Source organism: Amphibacillus sp. Q70 (assembly GCF_052055485.1).
Classification (GTDB): domain Bacteria; phylum Bacillota; class Bacilli; order Bacillales; family Amphibacillaceae; genus Amphibacillus.
In genome coordinates, this window is the sequence record NZ_CP197171.1 from 3,024,540 (window position 1) to 3,038,386 (window position 13,847).

The window sequence follows — 13,847 nt, forward strand, 5'->3', positions numbered from 1 at the left end:
AGAAAAAGAAAAGGTAGGTATAAGTATGGCAAAACAACAATTTGAAGCAGAATCTAAACGATTATTAGACCTCATGATTAACTCTATTTATTCAAAAAGAGAGGTCTTTCTTCGAGAATTAATTTCAAATGCAAGTGACGCAATTGATAAAATGTATTATCGTGCTTTAACCGATGATTCAATCAATTTTAACCCAAATGATTATTACATAAGGATTGATCTGGATAAAGAAAAGCGTCAATTGACGGTTTCTGATACAGGTGTGGGAATGAATAAAGAAGAGCTAGAATCCAATCTAGGTGTTATCGCTAAAAGTGGCTCATTGACTTTTAAAAAGGAAAATGAAATTAAAGATGGACACGATATCATTGGACAATTCGGTGTCGGCTTTTATGCGGCCTTTATGGTTGCAGATCAAGTAACGGTCAGATCGAAAGCATTAGGTGAAGACCAAGCCTATCAGTGGCACTCTGAGGGAGCTGATGGCTTTACGATTGTACCCATTGATAAAGAGACCGTTGGAACTGAAATTAGCTTAATCATAAAGGAAAATTCGGAAGAAGAAGATGACTTTGATCAGTTTCTAGATCCGAACCAGTTACAAACAATCGTTAAAACTTACTCTGATTTTATTCGCTATCCAATTAAGATGGAACTATCTGAGCAAAAGCTTAAAGAAGGTACTGAAGATGATTACGAAACAGTCATCGAAGATAAAACAATCAATAGTATGGTACCAATTTGGAAAAAGAACAAAGATGAGTTGACCGAAGAAGATTATCATCAATTCTATCAAGAAAAGCACTATGGCTTTGATACACCATTAGATTATATTCACACAAGCGTTGATGGTAACGTTCGTTATCAGGCGATTTTATACATTCCTGAATCTGCACCATACAACTATTATTCAGCAGACTTTGAGAAAGGTCTTGAATTATATTCAAATGGCGTTTTAATCATGAATAAAGCGCCAGAACTATTGCCTGATTATTTTAGTTTTGTTAAGGGATTAGTTGATTCAGAGGACTTATCATTAAATATTTCACGTGAGATGCTTCAACATGATCGTCAATTGAAATTAATTGAAAAGAATTTAACTCGGAAAATCAAACAAGCTTTATTAAAAATGCTTCGCAATGATCGTGAAAAATATGAAAAGTTCTATACGGCTTTTGGACGCCAATTAAAGTTTGGTGTCTATAATGATTTTGGTCAAAATAAAGAGACCTTAAAAGATTTACTGCTGTTCTATTCATCGACTGAAAAAAAATTAGTTTCACTTGCTGAGTATGTTGAGCGTATGAAGGAAGATCAAGAAACAATTTATTATGCTACGGGTGAAACCAATACTAAAATTGAACGTTTACCACAAACGGAAATGGTTCAAGAAAAAGGTTTTGAAATCTTATATTTAACAGATGATATTGATGAATTTGCGATTAAGATGTTAGCTGAATATGAAGGTAAAACCTTTAAATCTGTTTCAAGTGGTGACCTTGACTTAGAAGATGAGTCTAATGATGAAACTGAACAAGTTTCTGACGAGGATCAAAAACTTTTTGATAAAATGAAAGAAATTTTAAATGGAAAAGTGACCGATGTTCGCCGTTCAAAACGACTAAAATCTCACCCTGTCTGTTTGACCAATGAAGGGGATATCTCAATTGAGATGGAAAAAGTATTAAGCATGATGCCAGACAATCAAGGTATTCAAGCCAATAAAGTGTTAGAAATCAATACCAAACATGATATTTTCCAATCATTAAAGGATATCTTTGCTCAAGATCAAGAGAAAATAGAGCAATATACAAATATATTATATAATCAAGCATTATTGATCGAAGGCTTACCAATTGAGGATCCATTAAGCTATACCAATGACATTTGGGAAGTTTTGAAATAAGACTAAACAATTTTCACTTAATTAATGTATATTTTTGTCTAACCGTGTCATCCTAATGCCATGGAGGTGTTAGGATGGAACATGTAAAATTATTAAGTATTAAATTTGTCGCAACCTTTATTTTATTGTATTTAATTTTAGGGATTGGCTATGGTATGGGTTTTGGTCAAATATTGACGATTAGTCTGCTTAGCTTTGCCACTTATTATATCGGCGACCTCATTATATTAGAACGGACAAACAATTTAACCGCAACAATCGCTGATTTTGTCATCAATTTCACTTTAATCTATGTCTTGATGAGTATGATGACATTTGCCGGGGATCTATTAATGGCTGCATTTTTATCAACACTTGCTGTCACGATTTATGAAGTATTTTTTCACCTATATGTCTCTGAAGATCTTAGTTATGATGATGACAATCGGCTGCAAGTCAATCGATATGATTATATGACAGAGCTTTCGAAAGAAATAGATCCGTTTTTTGATGATCTTGATGATGATGAAGATTACAACTAAAACTCATTTTCCAGAAAAGTTCAGAGCGTCCTTTTTACCCTCTCGACAATCTTAAGTACAGTTTAAGAACTCGAGAGGGTATTTATATTGGAATTAACGACCTACCGCTTGAAAAACTTTTAACGACGGTGTAAACAGCTGTTGAACAACTTTCTTTTGCTCCCCAACCACTTGCGTTATAACCAATTATCAGTTATATTATCATTTGACAAAGTAATGGTTAATTCATAAGATCCGTATGGAATCAAGTCATAAAAAATTTGTTTCAAGAGAGGGGAAAAGTTTGAAAGGATTAATAGATTTATTTTTTACGTTTAGCAAAATCGGTATATTAACTTTTGGTGGCGGTTATGCTATGCTTCCAATTCTGCAAAGGGAGGTTGTTGAAACAAAGAAATGGGTCACAGATGAAGAGTTGGTCGATTATTTTGCAATTGGACAGACGACTCCGGGAATCATTGCTGTCAATACAGCAACATTCATCGGCCAAAAGCAACGTGGAACTCTGGGCGGAGTCATGGCTACCCTCGGTCTTATATTTCCTTCATATATAATCATTACCATTATCGCCATGTTTATGAAGAATTTTTCTGAATCACCGATCTTGCAAAATGCCTTTGCTGGTATCCGAGTGAGTGTTTATATCCTGATTTTAAATGCAGTTATTAAACTTTGGAAGAACTCTGTTGTGGATAAGGTCGGCATCTTAATCTTTTTACTTGTTTTTATGCTCTCTGTTCTCACAAGTTTATCTCCAGTACTGTTTATTATTTTAGCTGGTTTTATTGGTGTATTTGCTAAAGTCAAAGAAAGGAGACAGTAAGGATGATTTACTTACAACTTTATTATGAGTTTTTTAAGGCAGGGTTATTTGCTGTTGGTGGGGGGCTGGCCACATTACCATTCTTATATGATATTGCTGATCGAACAGGCTGGTATACATATGAACAACTCGCTGATATGATCGCTATTTCAGAATCTACGCCAGGAGCAATTGGGATTAATATGGCAACTTATATTGGACATCTAACTGCTGGTTCTTTGGGTGGTATTATTGCAACAATTGGTCTCGTTTCACCTTCAATTATTATTATCTTATTGATTGGTCGTTTTTTAACTAAATTTAGAGATAATGTCTATGTTGAATCGGTATTTTATGGTTTAAGACCTGCTTCGACCGCACTGATCGCAGCAGCTGGCTTCTCCGTTGTATGGATGGATTTATTTGATCTGTCACGGCTCATCGACCTAGGTGACTGGCTAGGCTTTATCAATTGGAAGTCACTATTTTTAGCTATTCTCTTATTTCTACTAATGAGGCATAAATTAATGAAAAAACTTCATCCAGTCATCTTTATCGCTTTGTCAGCGCTTATCGGGGTTTTATTTCAATTTGCTCAATGACAGCTATACAGATTGGTGTATACGAAGTCTTTAGAAAGAGTTAGAATAAAGGTGTTTATCTTATTAAGACAAAAGTGATTCTTATTAATTATCAAGCAGAAAAGACATCACCTATTCATGATATCAATAGGTGATGTCTTTTAACTTGGCTGTTGATAAATCTATTTTCTTCTTTATCACAGATAACCGTTCGTACATCTTGGGACAACTATGATTTTCTGTGTATCGAAAATTGATGTTTCGTTATATCTTTTTATTAACCAAGCTAGTTTAGCGTTCAACCAGCATTGAAATACCAATGCCTCCACCCACACAGAGACTGGCTATACCTGTCTTTTTGTCGGTCCTTTTCATCTCGTGAAGAAGCGTGACAAGAATGCGTGCCCCGGAAGCACCGATTGGATGTCCAAGTGCGATCCCGCCACCATTTACATTGACTTTCTTTGGATCGATATCCAAGTTACGGATAACCGGAAGGCTTTGAGCAGCAAAAGCTTCATTGATTTCAAATAAATCAATCTGATTTAAATCAATTTTGGCTTTATCTGCTAATTTATTAATAGCATAGTAAGGACTATAACCCATCAAGTCAGGATCTGTACCGATTTCTGCATAGTGTTTAATCGTTGCTAAATAGCTGATACCTCGTTCTTCTGCAATAGATTTCTTCATTAAAATTAAAGCGGCCGCACCATCATTTATCCCAGAAGCATTTCCGGCTGTTACCGTACCTCCTTCTAGAAAAGGGGTACGGAGTTTTTCTAAATCTTCTATTTTAACTTGTTTTCGAATGTATTCATCTGAATCAAATAGGATGGCTTCACCTGTTTCTGTTTCAACAGGAACAGGAACAATTTCATCAACAAAACGTTTAGCTTCTTGGGCTTGTTCAGCTTTATGCTGAGATTCCAAGGCAAATCGATCTTGTTCTTCTCGAGTGATATTATATTTTTTAGCCACATTTTCAGCGGTTATTCCCATATGCTTTTGACTAAAAGCATCGGTTAAACCATCGTTGATCATTGAATCAACCAACTGTTTATCATCAATGGTTTTATTCCAGCGATAGTTTGGAATCAGGTGAGGGGCATTGCTCATACTTTCAACACCGCCAACAACCATAATATCAGCTTCGCCCAACTGAATTTGTTGCGTACCAAGAATAATTGATTTTAAACCAGAGCCACAAACTTCATTAATAGTCATGGCCGGTATCTCATGAGGTACACCTGAATCAATCAATATTTGCCGGGCGATATTTTGTCCAGTTCCGGCTTGAAGGACATTGCCAAAAATACCTCCGTCAATATCTGTTGGACTAAGGTTAGTTTGTTTAATTATTTCCTTGACTACATGTGTTCCTAATGCACGTGCTGTTGTATTTTTTAACGAACCGCCGAATTTACCAATGGGTGTGCGCGCAGCACTTGCGATCACGATATCTTCCATGAATAAAAACTCCTTTCTGTTAGTGTGTGTTCAAAAAGAGAATAAAAAGGACGTGTCGGTAGTGAGTTGAAGCTTTGCTATTCACGATGTGTCATTTTACCAGACTTTTTGAACATCTTCATTTAGGTAGAAGTCACCTTTTAAGTGTATCAGATTTAAGCAGGATAAGCATTTAATAATATTATTTTTAGGAAGAAATCGATTAGAATGATTAGTTAATTTAATGCATTCGTGTTAAAGTATTATTAGTAATTAAAATATAGTAATCATTTAATCATTAAATTAAAGATTATTACAAAAAGGATTTATAAAAAGGATGTGACCAGGTTGAAAATAGGAATTGATAAAATAGGTTTTTATATACCACATATGTATGTCGATACCAAAGATTTAGCTATTGCTCGTGGTGTAGAACCAGATAAATTCACAATCGGAATTGGACAAGAAGAAATGGCAGTGGCACCCAAAACGCAAGATGCTGTTACGCTAGCTGCGAATGCGGCCTCAAATATATTGAGTAAAGAAGATAAAGAAGCAATTGATTATGTTATTTTTGCAACCGAAACAGGGATCGATCATTCAAAAGCGGCTGGAGTTTATGTTCACCAACTTCTTGACTTGAATCCATCGGCACGTACGATTGAAGTTAAACAAGCCTGTTATAGTGCAACAGCAGGTATTCAAATGGCTAAAGGACATATCGCGCTCAATCCAGAGAGTAAAGCGCTTGTCTTAGCTTCAGATATTTCACGTTATGGTTTAAAAACAGGTGGCGAGATAACTCAAGGAGCAGGGGCTGTGGCTATGTTGATTTCCTCTGATCCAAAAATAATGACCATTGAAAGCCCAAGTGTTTATAAAACTGAAGATGCAATGGATTTCTGGCGTCCGCTATATTCAGACACTGCATTCGTTCAAGGTAAATTCTCGGTTATTCAATACATTAAATTCTTTCAAGAGTTATTTTCATCATATCGTGGAAAAACACAGACAAGCTTAGAGGATTTCGATGCTTTATTATTTCATATGCCTTATACGAAAATGGGTTTAAAAGCATTAAAATCAGTTTTAGAGCATGCAGATGAAACAGATCAAGAACGATTGATGACTAACTTTAACATTGGTAAGTATTATAATGCAGTTATCGGTAATATTTACACAGGCTCCTTATACTTAAATCTAATTTCATTATTAGAGCGAAATACAAATTTAGAAGCAGGAGCAAATATTGGCTTGTTCAGCTATGGCTCTGGTTCTGTTGGAGAATTTTTCACTGGTATCTTACAACCTAATTACCAGGATTATTTATTGACAAATCAGCATGAACAGATGGTCGAAACACGTGAGAAAGTTTCCGTCAAACGTTATGAAGAGATTTTTATGGATACAATCCCAACTGGAGTAGGAGATATTGAACTCGATATTAACAATGATCCTGCACCAATTTGTTTTGCAGGCATTAAGGAGCATATGCGTCAATATATAAATAAACAACAATAATTAGAAACTCGTTAATCTCTGTTGAATAGAATAGGGCGTTAACGAGTTTTTATCACATTTTTAATAATGAAGTTGATTGATTTTAATTCAGAAAGGATTTTTAAAATTGAATGATGAAAAAGTGTTCGATGAAGAAATACAGCGTACTAAAAAGAAGGCGAAACGAAGTTGCCTCATTTGGATCGGCATTTTTGTTCTCATTCCAATTCTCTTTGTTGTTTACAATATAGCATGGTTTTCTTATCAAGTCATTTTTAAAGAAACTACACTTGAAATAAGCCATTCTCCTAATGAGATAAATACGATTGAAGTCGTTGAAAGAGGAGAGTCTTTTTCATTTGGTTTATCAGCAGTAAGAATTAAGTATGGCAGGAAACGTATTGACACTCAGATTGGTAATGATGGAGGAACACTTAACGAATTCAATGTATCAGTCAATTGGGAAGATGATTATAACGCAATCGTAACACTATATGGTGATGAGCAAGAGCCGGAAATAATTGAAATTAGTTTCAATTAATTTTTTATTAGGAAATAAGGTGATTGAATGCAGTTTGAAAAAATTAATCTCAACTTACATAAGAAAATCGTACTCCAAAATAGAAAGGACTCCTTCCAAGTTAGTTTTGGCGATACGGCAGATTTTGATGCGGATCAAGTTTATTTGGATTGGTTAGCTGAAAAGATCAGACTTTTCCCCAAGGGCTTTGTTCTCGTTAAAGAAGATGGTAAAGATATCGGGCAATTAGAGCTAACGGTTCGTGAATATCAGGGAAAAGAGATAGGATATGTCAATTTGTATTATCTTGTTCCAAATAAACGAGGGGGTGGAAGAGGGGCAGACTTACATCAATATGCGAAACAGTTTTTTAAAAAACATCAGGTAAATGAATTTCACCTAAGAGTTGCCCCTAGTAATAGTTCGGCAATTAAATTTTATCAAAAAATAGGTATGGAAAAGATAGGTGATGAATTAGGAGGCAAAGTGCTTAGAATGAGGGGAGAAGTTTAAAAAGACACATAAGAAAGGTCTTTTTTAAAAATGGCAACCAATAGTTGCGACCTAGTTGGTGGGATGCAACTAGATTGCATGAGTATGATTGCAATAAATTCAATTTGAAAGGAGGATTAATTGATGTCTTTAGGAGAAAATATAAAAAAGAAAAGAAAATCATTAAAGTTCTCTCAAGAATATATTGCTGAACAACTAAATCTAAGTCGACAGGCAATATCAAAATGGGAAACAAATCAATCAGAACCATCTACAAGTAATCTTTTAAAACTGGCTAATTTATTCGATTGTGATATTAAAGACATTATTTCTCCAGAAAAGTATTTCAAAGAACAGAAGAGCAAGGAAAATGAGAATGAACAGACTCAAAGAAATAAAAAAATGCATTTGGCTGCTTTTTTTGGTCGCCTTTTTTTCTTAATGGCTTATTTAGGTAGCCTTGGTGCTTATACGGAACAACCCGATTCAGCTCCCCTTTGGTTTTGGAAGGTTATATTTTTGATTGCAGTTGGGTCAACTTTTTTCGCAACACGTGATTACTTTCATGAGAAGAAGGGATCGAAAAGAATAATTCCAATTGATTTGTTATTTATTGGCTCTTTCTTTTTATATTATATCTTTCCCTTTGAACAAGCCATAAATGCACTATTAACACTCACTTATGGTAGCATCTTATTATTAATCTTAAATATCCATTTTTTTATTCCCGTATGGAGAAGATAAGTTCCCCCTAATAAATGGCTCCCCCAATCAAATTCTATTTTAATTGGGGGGAGCATGATTAGCTACGTAATTTCGCTAAAATTTGTTCGGCTGTTTTTAAGTCCATATGTTCTGCTTTTCTTAATGCTTGGGTAACTTTTTTTACTTCATCTCCAGTGGCACCGGCATTGATGGCTAGTGACTTTGCATGAAGTGCCATATGCCCTTTTTGGATACCGTCTGTAACAAGTGCACGAATGGCAGCAAAGTTTTGGGCTAAACCGAGCGATACAATGATGGCTTCTAATCGTTTAGCGTCTGGATAGCCTAGCATTTGATGGGTGAATGTAGCACCTGGATGAATACCAATTGAACCGCCAACCGTTCCAATCGGTAATGGGATCGTTAATTCACCTATTAAATCACCATTCTCCGCTTTAGTCCACTTCGTTAGTGAACGATATTGACCTGAACGTGTAGCATAGGCGTGAGCGCCAGCTTCAATCGCCCTTGAGTCATTGCCTGTTGCAATGACTAAAGCATCGATACCATTCATAATCCCTTTATTATTGGTTACCGCTCGATAAGGATCAGCGATGGCAAATTGATTGGCTTCAACGATTCTGTCACGAATTTCAACTCCTGAAAGACCTCTTCTTGCTAAAACGTCAACCGGAATGCGGCATCTGGCTGTTGCTAAACATTCTGTCGCATAATTTGATAAAATACCCATCACAGCTTTTGCAGCTGTTAGTGATTCTAAATATGGCTTTATCGCTTCAACCATTGTATTGATCATATTTGCTCCCATTGCTTCCAAGGTCTCGACATGTAAATGAACAACTAGAAAAGAAGAAGTATCCTGTTCTTGATCTCTCTCGATCCAACGAATATTGATACCACAGGCACCACCACCTCGTTTAACAATCGATGGATGGGCTTCATTAGCTATTGTGATGATTTCCTCTTCAGCAGCTGAAATGGCATGTATTGCTTGCTCTTTATCCTTGATACCCTTTAAAGCAATTTGTCCGATCATCACTCGATCGGTGATCTCCGTTGTAAAACCACCAGCCACTGCAATTGTCTTTGCTGCAAAGCTTGCCGCAGCAATTACTGATGGTTCCTCCGTTGCCATAGGAAGCAAATACTCTTTATCATCAATCAAAAAATGAAGGGCTAACCCTAAAGGTAATTGATAAGTTCCAATCTGATTTTCGATCATATGATTAGCTATCTCTTCAGGTAAAATCAACGATTCTTTAAAGTCATCAATTGGTCGTTGTTCAAGATATTTTTCAGTCATTAATGCTTCAATTCGTTGATCAATCGTTCTATTGTAGAATTTATCCAGTTTATTTTTCCCCACGATGGTCCTCCTCGAAATCTGTCCTTAATTTTACCATTATCAATGGTGAGTTGTTAATATTGTATCATAATCAGTTTTTGGAATCTTTATTTCAAGTATGAAAAGAGGATTTAAGTCCAAAATATTCAAAGGACTTAAATGTAGATGAATGGATGATGAAAAGATGAACAAGAAAAGATTAGATTTACTAGCATTAGCTTCAATTCCTCTAGTGATGACACTAGGGAATTCGATGTTAATCCCTGTTTTACCGATGATTGAAAAAGAAATTGATATTTCTCAATTTCAATCAAGTTTAATTATTACAATTTATTCAGTTGTAGCAATTATATTGATACCGATAGCAGGTTATTTATCAGATAAATTGGGTAGAAAAAAAGTAATTATTCCAAGTTTGCTTATCACAGCCATTGGTGGGGGTGTAGCAGCCTGTGCTTCTTGGCTAATGGATGAGCCTTATTTGTTTATTATGATTGGACGTTTTCTGCAAGGGATAGGAGCGGCTGGAGCGTTCCCCGTTGTGATCCCGACTGTTAGCGACATGTTTAAAGATGAAGAGGATGTCAGCGCTGGACTAGGTCTTATTGAAACCGCCAATACCTTCGGCAAGGTATTAAGTCCAATTATTGGTGCTTCACTTGCTTTGTTTATTTGGTATTTACCGTTTATTTTTGTCCCAGTTTTCTCAATTATCTCCCTTATACTTGTGATTTTTTTAGTTAAAGTTCCTAAGCAGGAAGATGAAGAAGAGCAGTCATTTACATTATTTTTAAAACAAATTAAAACCGTTTTTAAACAAAGTGGACGCTGGTTAGTTGCAATCTTCTTAATTGGCGGAATAAATATGTTCATTCTTTTTGGGTATTTATTTCACTTTTCAAATTTGCTCGAAAAACAATATCAAATTGACGGAGTTTACAAAGGTTTTATTTTAGCCATTCCATTATTAGTGCTTTGTGGTGCTTCTTATTTATCCGGTAGGAAAATAGGAGATCATAAAATATTGATGAAATGGTTGGTTTTTTGCGGTAATATCATAGTAGGCGTTCCTTTATTATTTATCAATGATGATATTCGTTTAATAATGATGACATCACTCTTGTCGATATCAAGTCTAGGCATTGGCTTATCCCTGCCTTCCTTAGACACATTAATCACTGAAGGGGTGGAAAAGGATATTCGCGGAACAGTCACATCATTATATAGCAGCATGCGTTTTTTAGGTGTTGCTGCCGGACCACCAATCGTTGCTATAATAGAAGGGAATATTAGGATGTTATATGTGATTTTAGCGATTTTAAGTGGGATAGCAGCCGGTATCTCTTTGTTTGCCATTAAACCTCCTAAAAAGAAAAAAAGGAAATGATACAATGACAAATTTGAAACAAATAAAATTAAAAGTTATTCAGCCAAAAGACCGCTTACCCTACTTAAATTATCTCCTTTTAGCTGATGAAAATGAAGTAGCGGTTAATAAATATTTACATGATGGAGACATGTATGCTATTTATTCAAATGATGAAGTAGTTGGCACGTTATTATCTACTTATCAAACCAAACAAATTGTTGAATTAAAAAATATGGCATTAGCTCCCGAATATCGTAATAAAGGATTAGGGAGCTTCGTTATCAATGAGATGACTGATTTGTACAAGGTAAAAGGAGTTAAAAAAATCAGGGTAGGAACTGCCAATTCAAGTATTGGAAATATAGTATTCTATCAGAAAAACGGCTTTAGAATGGACGAAATAAGAAGAGACTTTTTTAAAGATTATCCCGCCCCCATCTATGAAAATGGAATCAGAGCCTTAGATATGATTATGTTCGAAAAAGATATTACTGATAGTTGACCTCAGGAAAGAAATGCCGAGCTTAATTACAGATCTTTTTTGATCATGTAGCCTTAAAATGAGGGAAAATTCAAGTATAATAGAAACATTCATATGATTGACTAATAAGGGGTGACGATATGCAACTTAGACAAGCAACTTCTGAAGATACAACAGATATAGCAAAGGTACATGTAGACAGCTGGAAAGCAACATATCAAGGCATCGTTCCAGATAGTTATTTAAATACACTATCCTATCAGCAGCGAACAGAGTTATGGAAGAGAAATATTGCAGATCAAGACAATTATATTATTGTAGCCGAAAATAAGGCAGGTCAAATTGTTGGTTTTGTTAGTGCTGGCAAGAAAGCAGAAAATACGATTGAACATTCAGGAGATCTTACCTCCATATATTTACTTGAGGAATATCAAGGCAGGGGAATAGGTCGGAAATTACTTGCTGAAGCTCTTCATCATTTTAAGCAGTTAGGTTATAAAAAAGTTTTTGTTGAAGTTCTAGCAGATAATAAGTCGCGTTATTTTTATGAACATTATGGTGCGACAATTGCAAAAACAGTTCAAATCAATATCAATGGAAAAATATTAAACGAACACATCTATGTATGGAATGATCTTGATAAATTTCACAAGCTAATCGATCACATTTAATAAAAATAGCAGAACATGATTGATAGAATAAGTGAATTTTTTTAAAATTTAGTATAAAATAAATAGCAGACAAAATACTTGTTCACTAACTCTTAAAGGTGGTACAAATCATTCATGAATAATATTAAACAAATTGATAAGTTAATTATGAAATATCTCATTATTGCAATGACAGCTATATTACTAATTGCTAATTACGAACAAGTATTTAGTTGGTTGTCCGTGATATGGACGGTTATACGCCCAGTATTAATGGGTGGGGTAATCGCCTATATATTAAATTTGCTAATGGTTCAATTTGAGAAAATTTATTTTCCTAAGAAGGATAATAAATGGGTCCAGTTAACAAGACGGCCAGTTAGTATTTTCTTTGCGATGATTACGATCATCTTTGTTATTTTCTTTGTTGTTGGTTTGATCACACCACAATTAATTTCTGTTTTTATTACGATTGTTGAAGCGACTCCCGTTGTATTTAATATGGTTCAAGACTGGATCCTTGAATATGAAGATATATTCCCACAAATTGCAGCGGCTGTAGAAGAGATAGATATTGATTGGCAAGGGATTGCAAGTAATGTTTTAGACTTTATGAACAATTTTACTGGTAACGTGATAGAAATGACTGTCTCTACTGTAGGATCAGTATTTAGTTTTATTGTTAATTTATTCCTGTCGCTGATGATTGCTATTTATGTTCTCTTGACGAAAGAAACGCTAGCTAAACAATTTAAACGGCTAACGCAAACTTTTTTACCGAAACAAACAGTGAAACGACTTACATATGTTAGTCGTGTTATCGATCAATCCTTTTCAAGCTTTATTTCTGGTGAAGTGATTGAAGCCGTTATTCTTGGAACCATGGTGGCAGTGGGTATGTGGATTTTTCAGTTCCCATATGCAGGAATGGTGGGAGCATTAACAGGTGTAACAGCTTTTATACCTATTTTAGGTGCCTATTTATCTGGAGCGGTTGGCTTTATTTTAATCTTAGTCCATTCACCTGTACAAGCGATTGGTTTTATTATCTTTATTATTATCGTTCAGCAAATTGAAGGGAATATCTTTTATCCAAAGGTTGTTGGAAAATCAATTGGCTTACCTAGCTTATGGGTTTTAGTTGGTGTAACGATCGGTGGCGGTCTCTGGGGGATTTGGGGGATGTTATTAGGAGTACCCATCGCCTCTGCTCTATATCGATTGTTAAAAGATAGTGTAAGAGCTCGTGAAAAGAGAAAGAATAGTCAATAGTCCCTTGTCTTAGGGACGTAGATTAATTGAGGATGCTAGTTGACTAACCCCCTCTGCTAACTATTAGAAAAACTAAGACTTTCGCCATAAGCGCTTATGGTGAAAGTCTTAGTTTTAATTATACTATCATCAAAAAATCTTTTACTTCCCGATAGTATAAAACGAAACTTCAATCAGTGGGAGTTTTCGACGCACAAATCTTTTCGGTGGGACGAGTAACCACAGTCCCAAGT

The 13,847-nt window shown here is 35.2% G+C and carries 14 protein-coding genes; 12 read left to right on the forward strand and 2 right to left on the reverse strand.

Features of this window, described 5'->3' with window-relative positions:
• Nucleotides 1–25: 25 nt before the first annotated feature.
• The 4 genes from htpG (at nucleotide 26) to ACS127_RS13550 (ending at nucleotide 3,831) form a co-directional block, all read left to right on the forward strand.
• Complete coding sequence (gene htpG, locus ACS127_RS13535; protein ID WP_440895567.1) at nucleotides 26–1,906, forward strand: molecular chaperone HtpG; 1,881 nt, start codon at nucleotides 26–28, stop codon at nucleotides 1,904–1,906.
• 74 nt (nucleotides 1,907–1,980) lie between these two features.
• Nucleotides 1,981–2,427, forward strand: a complete 447-nt coding sequence (locus ACS127_RS13540; protein ID WP_440895568.1) for a YndM family protein — start codon at nucleotides 1,981–1,983, stop codon at nucleotides 2,425–2,427.
• 283 nt (nucleotides 2,428–2,710) lie between these two features.
• Nucleotides 2,711–3,250: a chromate transporter gene (locus tag ACS127_RS13545; protein WP_440895569.1), complete on the forward strand. Its 540-nt coding sequence runs from the start codon at nucleotides 2,711–2,713 to the stop codon at nucleotides 3,248–3,250.
• A gap of 2 nt (nucleotides 3,251–3,252) precedes the next feature.
• A complete protein-coding gene (locus ACS127_RS13550; RefSeq protein ID WP_440895570.1) occupies nucleotides 3,253–3,831 on the forward strand; it encodes a chromate transporter in 579 nt (192 codons plus the stop codon).
• Nucleotides 3,832–4,101: 270 nt separating this feature from the next.
• On the opposite strand, the gene ACS127_RS13555 is transcribed toward ACS127_RS13550, so the two are convergent.
• On the reverse strand, nucleotides 4,102–5,280 hold the full coding sequence (locus ACS127_RS13555; protein ID WP_440895571.1) for an acetyl-CoA C-acetyltransferase: 1,179 nt from the start codon (nucleotides 5,278–5,280) through the stop codon (nucleotides 4,102–4,104).
• Between the two features lie 327 nt (nucleotides 5,281–5,607).
• Between ACS127_RS13555 and ACS127_RS13560 the strand changes: the two genes are divergently transcribed.
• From ACS127_RS13560 to ACS127_RS13575, 4 genes are all read left to right on the forward strand, one after another.
• Nucleotides 5,608–6,780, forward strand: a complete 1,173-nt coding sequence (locus ACS127_RS13560) for a hydroxymethylglutaryl-CoA synthase (protein WP_440895572.1) — start codon at nucleotides 5,608–5,610, stop codon at nucleotides 6,778–6,780.
• Nucleotides 6,781–6,886: 106 nt separating this feature from the next.
• Entirely contained in the window at nucleotides 6,887–7,300 is a 414-nt protein-coding gene (locus tag ACS127_RS13565) for a hypothetical protein (RefSeq protein ID WP_440895573.1), read from the forward strand.
• A gap of 27 nt (nucleotides 7,301–7,327) precedes the next feature.
• Nucleotides 7,328–7,792 (forward strand): GNAT family N-acetyltransferase, encoded by a 465-nt coding sequence (locus tag ACS127_RS13570; RefSeq protein ID WP_440895574.1) that lies wholly within the window; start codon nucleotides 7,328–7,330, stop codon nucleotides 7,790–7,792.
• A gap of 123 nt (nucleotides 7,793–7,915) precedes the next feature.
• Nucleotides 7,916–8,515 (forward strand): helix-turn-helix domain-containing protein, encoded by a 600-nt coding sequence (locus tag ACS127_RS13575; RefSeq protein ID WP_440895575.1) that lies wholly within the window; start codon nucleotides 7,916–7,918, stop codon nucleotides 8,513–8,515.
• A gap of 58 nt (nucleotides 8,516–8,573) precedes the next feature.
• Here ACS127_RS13575 and ACS127_RS13580 read toward each other — a convergent pair whose 3' ends face one another.
• On the reverse strand, nucleotides 8,574–9,863 hold the full coding sequence (locus ACS127_RS13580) for a hydroxymethylglutaryl-CoA reductase, degradative (RefSeq protein ID WP_440895576.1): 1,290 nt from the start codon (nucleotides 9,861–9,863) through the stop codon (nucleotides 8,574–8,576).
• 163 nt (nucleotides 9,864–10,026) lie between these two features.
• Between ACS127_RS13580 and ACS127_RS13585 the strand changes: the two genes are divergently transcribed.
• The 4 genes from ACS127_RS13585 to ACS127_RS13600 all read left to right on the forward strand — a co-directional run bounded on the left by ACS127_RS13585 (nucleotide 10,027) and on the right by ACS127_RS13600 (nucleotide 13,614).
• A complete protein-coding gene (locus ACS127_RS13585; RefSeq protein WP_440895577.1) occupies nucleotides 10,027–11,229 on the forward strand; it encodes an MFS transporter in 1,203 nt (400 codons plus the stop codon).
• 4 nt (nucleotides 11,230–11,233) lie between these two features.
• Entirely contained in the window at nucleotides 11,234–11,713 is a 480-nt protein-coding gene (locus tag ACS127_RS13590) for a GNAT family N-acetyltransferase (RefSeq protein WP_440895578.1), read from the forward strand.
• Nucleotides 11,714–11,832: 119 nt separating this feature from the next.
• The gene (locus ACS127_RS13595; RefSeq protein WP_440895579.1) at nucleotides 11,833–12,363 is read left to right on the forward strand and encodes an N-acetyltransferase family protein; all 531 of its coding nucleotides are present in this window, start codon (nucleotides 11,833–11,835) and stop codon (nucleotides 12,361–12,363) included.
• 114 nt (nucleotides 12,364–12,477) lie between these two features.
• Nucleotides 12,478–13,614, forward strand: a complete 1,137-nt coding sequence (locus tag ACS127_RS13600; protein WP_440895580.1) for an AI-2E family transporter — start codon at nucleotides 12,478–12,480, stop codon at nucleotides 13,612–13,614.
• Nucleotides 13,615–13,847 lie beyond the last annotated feature (233 nt).

Bases quoted from the DNA above. Each gene is read 5' to 3' on its own strand.
- htpG (WP_440895567.1), top strand. From the start codon at position 26: ATGGCAAAACAACAATTTGAAGCAGAATCTAAACGATTATTAGACCTC.
- ACS127_RS13540 (WP_440895568.1), top strand. From the start codon at position 1,981: ATGGAACATGTAAAATTATTAAGTATTAAATTTGTCGCAACCTTTATT.
- ACS127_RS13550 (WP_440895570.1), top strand. From the start codon at position 3,253: ATGATTTACTTACAACTTTATTATGAGTTTTTTAAGGCAGGGTTATTT.
- ACS127_RS13555 (WP_440895571.1), bottom strand. From the start codon at position 5,280: ATGGAAGATATCGTGATCGCAAGTGCTGCGCGCACACCCATTGGTAAA.
- ACS127_RS13570 (WP_440895574.1), top strand. From the start codon at position 7,328: ATGCAGTTTGAAAAAATTAATCTCAACTTACATAAGAAAATCGTACTC.
- ACS127_RS13575 (WP_440895575.1), top strand. From the start codon at position 7,916: ATGTCTTTAGGAGAAAATATAAAAAAGAAAAGAAAATCATTAAAGTTC.
- ACS127_RS13585 (WP_440895577.1), top strand. From the start codon at position 10,027: ATGAACAAGAAAAGATTAGATTTACTAGCATTAGCTTCAATTCCTCTA.
- ACS127_RS13590 (WP_440895578.1), top strand. From the start codon at position 11,234: ATGACAAATTTGAAACAAATAAAATTAAAAGTTATTCAGCCAAAAGAC.
- ACS127_RS13595 (WP_440895579.1), top strand. From the start codon at position 11,833: ATGCAACTTAGACAAGCAACTTCTGAAGATACAACAGATATAGCAAAG.
- ACS127_RS13600 (WP_440895580.1), top strand. From the start codon at position 12,478: ATGAATAATATTAAACAAATTGATAAGTTAATTATGAAATATCTCATT.